The organism is Nitratidesulfovibrio oxamicus, assembly GCF_015731765.1.
GTDB lineage: Bacteria > Desulfobacterota > Desulfovibrionia > Desulfovibrionales > Desulfovibrionaceae > Cupidesulfovibrio > Cupidesulfovibrio oxamicus.
This window is the reverse complement of record NZ_VRYY01000139.1, coordinates 1-5,804: the sequence shown is the minus strand read 5'-3', so window position 1 is coordinate 5,804 and position 5,804 is coordinate 1. Positions and strand designations below refer to the sequence as shown.

At 67.2% G+C, this 5,804-nt stretch carries 6 protein-coding genes; 5 read left to right on the top strand and 1 reads right to left on the bottom strand.

Going from position 1 to position 5,804, the window contains the following annotated elements; all coding sequences use genetic code 11:
* Positions 1–222, top strand: a 222-nt coding sequence (locus FVW20_RS06220; protein WP_196608752.1) for a hypothetical protein, incomplete at its 5' end; no start/stop codon positions are given.
* The gene (gene aat / locus FVW20_RS06215; protein ID WP_196608751.1) at positions 219–1,052 is read left to right on the top strand and encodes a leucyl/phenylalanyl-tRNA--protein transferase; all 834 of its coding nucleotides are present in this window, start codon (positions 219–221) and stop codon (positions 1,050–1,052) included. The genes FVW20_RS06220 and aat, both read left to right, overlap by 4 nt.
* Before the next feature lie 186 nt (positions 1,053–1,238).
* Here the strand turns inward: aat and FVW20_RS06210 are convergent, their stop codons facing one another.
* On the bottom strand, positions 1,239–1,760 hold the full coding sequence (locus tag FVW20_RS06210; protein ID WP_196608750.1) for a hypothetical protein: 522 nt from the start codon (positions 1,758–1,760) through the stop codon (positions 1,239–1,241).
* A 304-nt stretch (positions 1,761–2,064) separates the two neighbouring features.
* On the opposite strand from FVW20_RS06210, the gene uvrB reads away from it, so the two are divergent.
* The 3 genes from uvrB to FVW20_RS06195 all read left to right on the top strand — a co-directional run.
* Entirely contained in the window at positions 2,065–4,107 is a 2,043-nt protein-coding gene (gene uvrB / locus FVW20_RS06205) for an excinuclease ABC subunit UvrB (protein WP_196608749.1), read from the top strand.
* A gap of 253 nt (positions 4,108–4,360) precedes the next feature.
* Positions 4,361–5,401, top strand: coding sequence for a potassium channel family protein (locus FVW20_RS06200; protein ID WP_196608748.1), 1,041 nt, complete (start codon positions 4,361–4,363; stop codon positions 5,399–5,401).
* On the top strand, positions 5,398–5,804 hold a 407-nt coding region (locus FVW20_RS06195; protein ID WP_504739144.1), incomplete at its 3' end, for a glycosyltransferase family protein. The genes FVW20_RS06200 and FVW20_RS06195, both read left to right, overlap by 4 nt.

The following is a 5,804-nucleotide window of genomic DNA, read 5'->3' as shown; positions in this document are numbered from 1 at the left end:
CCGGAGGCTGCAGCCGCGCCCGCCAAGCCCGCCCGCAAGGGGAAGGGCAAGGCAGCGGCCAGGGATGGTGCCCCGCCAGCCGTATCCGCCGACGCTGCCGCGGCTACACCGACAGCCGCCGCCAAGGCCCCGCCGACAACCGGTCAGCAGGGCATTGCCGGACTGGGACTGGTGTTCCGCTACGAGCCGCTTGGCGGCGACGAAGCCGCCAACGGCAAATGAACGTGCGTGTACTGGGCCGGATGACCGGGGACGGTTCCGATTTTCCCGATCCGGTCGCCGCGCCGCCCGAAGGGCTGCTGGCCGTGGGGGGCGATCTTTCGCCCGCCCGGCTGGTGGCCGCCTACCTGCGCGGCATCTACCCGTGGTACGACAGGGGCACGCCCATCCTGTGGTGGTCGCCCGACCCGCGCTGCGCGTTGCTGCCGGATGAACTGCACGTCTCGCGCAGCCTGGCGCGGTGCATCCGCTCGAACGCCTTCGAGGTCACCTTCGACAAGGCCTTTGCCCTGGTCATCCGGCGCTGTGCCGCCACGCCCCGGCAGGGACAGCGCGGCACCTGGCTGGTGCCCGCCATGATCAACGCCTACGAGGCGCTGCACCGTCTGGGCATCGCCCATTCGGCGGAGGCATGGCAGGACGGCAGGCTTGTGGGCGGGCTGTACGGCGTGGCCCTGGGGGGGGTGTTCTACGGCGAATCCATGTTCCACCTGGTGCCGGAAGCCTCCAAGGTGGCCTTCACCTGGCTGGCGACCTGGCTGCGCCACGCGGGCTGCACCCTCGTCGACTGTCAGCAGACCACGCCGCACATGGTGCGCTTTGGCGCGCGCGAACTGCCGCGTCCGGAATTTCTGGCCCGGCTGGGGGAAGGTGTGGGCGGCGCGCTGCGCCTTGCCGACGGCAGCGAGGTGCGCTGCCCGGAAATTTCGGAGCTGCCGATGCGGACCATGACGCCGGGACCGAGCGCCCCGTGGATGGTCGCGCGGCTGGCGGGGCCGGAAGCAATGCCGACCCGGCATTGGCGTGTCCCGGCGGGTTTCAGGCCCTTGTAGCGGGCGAAGGGCGACGCTGGCCGCGCGGCCCGTCTGCGGCGGGGCATGGTGCTTGCCCGGAGAGCATTGGCGCGGACGCGTGCTTGCCCGGACGTGTACCGGGCCGGGACATGCAGGGCTGCAGGGCACCGGACCGTGCTGCTGTCCGATGCCGCGCACCCATGTGGCGCGCGGCGGCGCAGCGGGTTATTCCTGTTCGTGCACCAGCGGCTCGTGCTGGGCCAGGTCGTAGAAACCGCGAATGGCGAAAGGCAGGGGGTAGCGGGGCACCTCGTCGAAGCGGATGACCCCCATGGTCTTGCCCTCGGGCAGGGCGGAAAAGGGCACCACGCCGCGCGGCACAGGCAGTTGCAGCGGGCAGGCGATGATGCAGGTCAGCCGGTCGGCGTAGCGTTGCGAAAGGTAGTTCACCACCGCATCGCGCTCCGCCTCGGTGAAGGCTTCCAGCACCATGCGCAGGGCGTCCGTTTCCGCTTCGGGGCCGGTCAGGTCTTCACTGCCGGGTGCGTCCGGCTCCAGCGGACCGCCCACCAGCCCGGGCGCCGCGCGCAGGTTGGCCAGCTCTGCTGCCGTTGCGGCCTCGTCGACCAGCCGGAAAAGATGGGCCTGTACGTTGCGCCGCCCCTTGAAGGTGCGGATGGTGACGGATATGACGTGGATGCGTTCCACAGGGGGCGTGCCTTCCACGGGAATGACGGTCAGTTCCATGCGTGCTCCATGCGTGGTTCCGGCCTGCCGGGTCGTGGACCTGGCCGCCGGAGGCGCGTGCTTCGTCGGGTTTGGCGGTACGGCAGTCGGGATGCACCTTCGGGTGCAGGCAACGGGCCGTGCCGCTTCCGGATTTTCTAGACCATCTTTCCGACGGATGGAAGGGGGCGGCAGGCCGTACCGCGTCTTCGTCCCCCCTCCGACATGTTTCCATCCGGTCGCATGGTCACGCCGCCGTAGTGCGGCAGCGTGCCGTCACGGCCTTTCAGGATTTACCACCGGCCTTCGGGCCACGGATGCACACATGACCCAATCCCCGTTCATCCTGCGCACCGACTACGAGCCGCGCGGCGACCAGCCGGAAGCCATCGGCCAGATCGTCTCCAACATCGAGGCGGGTGTTACGGACCAGGTGCTGCTGGGCGTCACCGGTTCCGGCAAGACCTTCACCATGGCCCAGGTCATTGCCCGCTGCGGCAGGCCCGCCCTTGTGCTGGCCCCCAACAAGACCCTGGCCGCCCAGTTGTACAACGAGTTCCGCCAGTTGTTCCCGGAAAACGCGGTGGAATATTTCGTCAGCTATTACGACTACTACCAGCCGGAAGCTTACGTGCCCGCGTCGGACGTCTACATCGAGAAGGATTCGTCCATCAACGACAATATCGACAAGTTGCGCCACGCGGCCACCCACGCGCTGCTCACCCGGCGCGACGTGGTCATCGTGGCCTCGGTGTCGTGCATCTACGGCTTGGGTTCGCCGGAATACTACGCCAAGCTGATTATCCCCGTGGAGACCGGGCAGCGGCTGTCCATGGATACGCTGATCACCCGGCTGGTGGAGGTGCAGTACGAGCGCAACGACTACGACTTTCATCGCGGCACCTTCCGGGTGCGCGGCGACGTGCTGGAGATCATTCCCGCCTATCACCACGAACGGGCGCTGCGCATCGAGTTCTTCGGCGACGACATCGACGCCATCAACGAGATCGATCCGCTCACCGGGCAGGTGCTGGCATCCGTGGGCAAGACGGTCATCTACCCCGCCAGCCACTACGTGTCCGACCGCGATAACCTGGTGCGCGCCATTTCCGACATCCGCGACGAACTGGGCGAGCGTTTGCGCGAACTGAAAGGAGCCAACCGGCTGGTTGAGGCGCAGCGGCTGGAGCAGCGCACCATGCTCGACCTCGAAATGATGGAGGAAATGGGCTACTGCAACGGGGTGGAAAACTATTCGCGCCATCTGGATGGCCGCAAGGCGGGCGACCCGCCCTCGTGCCTGCTGGACTACTTTCCCGACGATTTCCTGTTGTTCGTGGACGAATCGCACATCACGGTCTCGCAGGTGGGGGCCATGTACAAGGGCGACCGCTCGCGCAAGTCTACCCTTGTGGACTACGGGTTTCGCCTGCCGTCCGCGCTGGATAACCGCCCGCTGGAGTTCCACGAATTCCTGGCCCGGCTGAACCAGGCCATCTATGTGTCCGCCACGCCGGGCAAGTGGGAACTGGACCGCTCGCAGGGCATCGTGGCCGAGCAGATCATCCGGCCCACCGGCCTCGTGGATCCCATCGTCGAGGTGCGGCCCACCAAAGGCCAGGTGGACGACCTGCTGGGCGAATGCCGCCTGCGCGCCGCGCGCGGCGAGCGGGTGCTGGTGACCACCCTTACCAAGCGCATGGCCGAAGACCTGACCGAATACTTCAACGAGATGGGCGTGGCCGCCCGCTACCTGCATTCCGACATCGACACCATGGAACGCATGGCCATCATCCAGGCGTTGCGCCGCAAGGAATTCGACGTCCTGGTGGGCATCAACCTGCTGCGTGAAGGTCTTGATATTCCGGAGGTTTCTCTGGTATCCATACTGGATGCGGACAAGGAGGGCTTTCTGCGCTCCGCGGGTTCGCTCATCCAGACCTTTGGCCGCGCCGCGCGCAACGTCGAGGGCCGGGTGCTGATGTACGCGGACGTGGTGACCCGCTCCATGCAGGCCGCCATGGACGAGACGGCGCGGCGGCGAGAACGGCAGATCGGCTACAACGAGGCGCACCACATCGTGCCCGCCACCATCCGCAAGGCGGTGGAAACCCCGTTCGACGCCATCTACGCCGAAGCCGCAGAGGCAAAGGGCCGCAAGGGCAAGGGGCGCAAGGGGGCGGCGCAGGCGGCGGAAACCTTTGCCCCGTGGTCCAGCGATCCGCACGAACTGGCCAGGCAGATCCAGCAGCTGGAGCGCGACATGCGCGAGGCCGCCAAGGAGCTGGAATTCGAGCGGGCGGCGGAACTGCGCGACCGCATCCGACTGCTGCGCGAGCACCTGCTGGGGGCAGGCGGCGCGGGGTAGGGCGCCGGAGATGGACTTTCCGGTTCGTCCGATACCGGAATGCCGGGTCCGGCGCGTCGCAGGGCGAGCGGTGCATCGTGCGGATTCGGCAAGCAACAGAACGCACGCCGCAGGCGTGGGCATGGCGGCGGGTTTGCTGAAGGGCATGGCGGCAGGGACAACTGCGCAATTGCGGGCCGTGGCACACCATGGCGTACATGGTACGTAAGATCAGCCCATTCCGGGTCACAACGGTCACACAGGAAGACGGCGCATGCGGCAACACCCGCTGATCATCAAGTACCATCGGCTGCGCACCCGTCTTGGGGCGTGGGGGCCTCTGGTCGTCAGCCAGTGCACCATGCTGCTGGTGTTCGCCTCGGCCACCTGGGCGTATTCGCATATCGAAGGCTGGTCCCTGTGGGACAGCTTCTACATGGTGGTCATCACCCTTTCCACCGTGGGCTTTCAGGAAGTGCACCCCCTGTCCAATCCCGGGCGGGTGCTGACCACGGTGCTGATTCTGACGGGCGTCGGCAACTTCGCCTTCATCCTCGGCGCGTTCTCGCAACTGCTGGTGGATGGCAAGCTTTACAAAGTGCTCGGGAGGCGCAGGGTGCTGAAGACCATATCCTCGCTACGTGGCCACTGCGTCATCTGCGGTTATGGCCGCATCGGTTCGGTGGTGGCGCGCGAACTGATGCAGGAAGGCGTGCCCATCGTGGTGGTGGAAAACGACCCGGTGGCCGTGGAACGGCTGGAGAACGACGGCATCGTGCACCTGGCGGGCGACGCCACCAGCGACGACGTGCTCAACGCCTGCAACATCGGGCACGCGCGGGCGCTCATTGCCGCGCTGTCGCTGGATTCCGCCAACGTGTATGTGGTGCTCAGTGCGCGCCAGCTGAACCCGGACATGACCATCATAGCCCGCGCGGGCGACGGCTCGCACATCGGCAAGCTGCAACTGGCGGGCGCGGACCGGGTGTTCCTGCCGCACCACCTGGGCGGGCTGCGCATGGCCCAGTCCATCCTGCGGCCCACGGTGACCACGTTCATGGAACTGGCGCATTCCAAGACAGACCTGAACATCCAGATGGAAGAGCTGACCGTGGGCGACGCCTCGGAACTGGCGGGCAAGACGCTGATGGCGTCGGGCATCCGGCAGCGGTTCAACCTCATCGTCATCGGGGTGAAGAAGCCCGATGGCCGCATGCTGTTCAACCCGGAATCCACCTACGAACTGAACCCCGGCGACACCCTGGTTACCGTGGGCAAGCCGGAGAACTTCCGGCAGTTGCAGGAGATTCTGTGACGGGCAACGGCGCGCCGGAAGGCGGCGCGGACACGGCGTCGGACGCCGTGCCTGCCTCTGCGCCATCCCCCGTCATCGCAACGGTCATCCTGCACTACGGCGACCCGGCGCTGGCCGCCAACCTGTCCGACACCCTGCGCCGGGCAGACCCGGACCACGCGGAGCGGGTGCTGGTGCTGGACAACGCGGCTTCTCGCCCGGCCACCGGCGCATGGCGCAGGCTGTCGAACAACCTGTTCTGGGGCGGCGCGCTGGCGTACTGCCTGGACGCGGCGCGGGACATGGGCTGCACGCACCTGTGGTTCCTGAACAACGACATTTCCTTCGAGACGCGCCCGCCGCTGGTGGCGCGGGCGGCCCTGCGCATGGCCCGCATGGGCCCGGCGCTGGCCGCGCGCGGATT

What these genes read in the sequence shown, in the direction of transcription:
- aat (WP_196608751.1), top strand. Translation starts at nt 219, where the DNA reads ATGAACGTGCGTGTACTGGGCCGGATGACCGGGGACGGTTCCGATTTT.
- FVW20_RS06210 (WP_196608750.1), bottom strand. Translation starts at nt 1,760, where the DNA reads ATGGAACTGACCGTCATTCCCGTGGAAGGCACGCCCCCTGTGGAACGC.
- uvrB (WP_196608749.1), top strand. Translation starts at nt 2,065, where the DNA reads ATGACCCAATCCCCGTTCATCCTGCGCACCGACTACGAGCCGCGCGGC.
- FVW20_RS06200 (WP_196608748.1), top strand. Translation starts at nt 4,361, where the DNA reads ATGCGGCAACACCCGCTGATCATCAAGTACCATCGGCTGCGCACCCGT.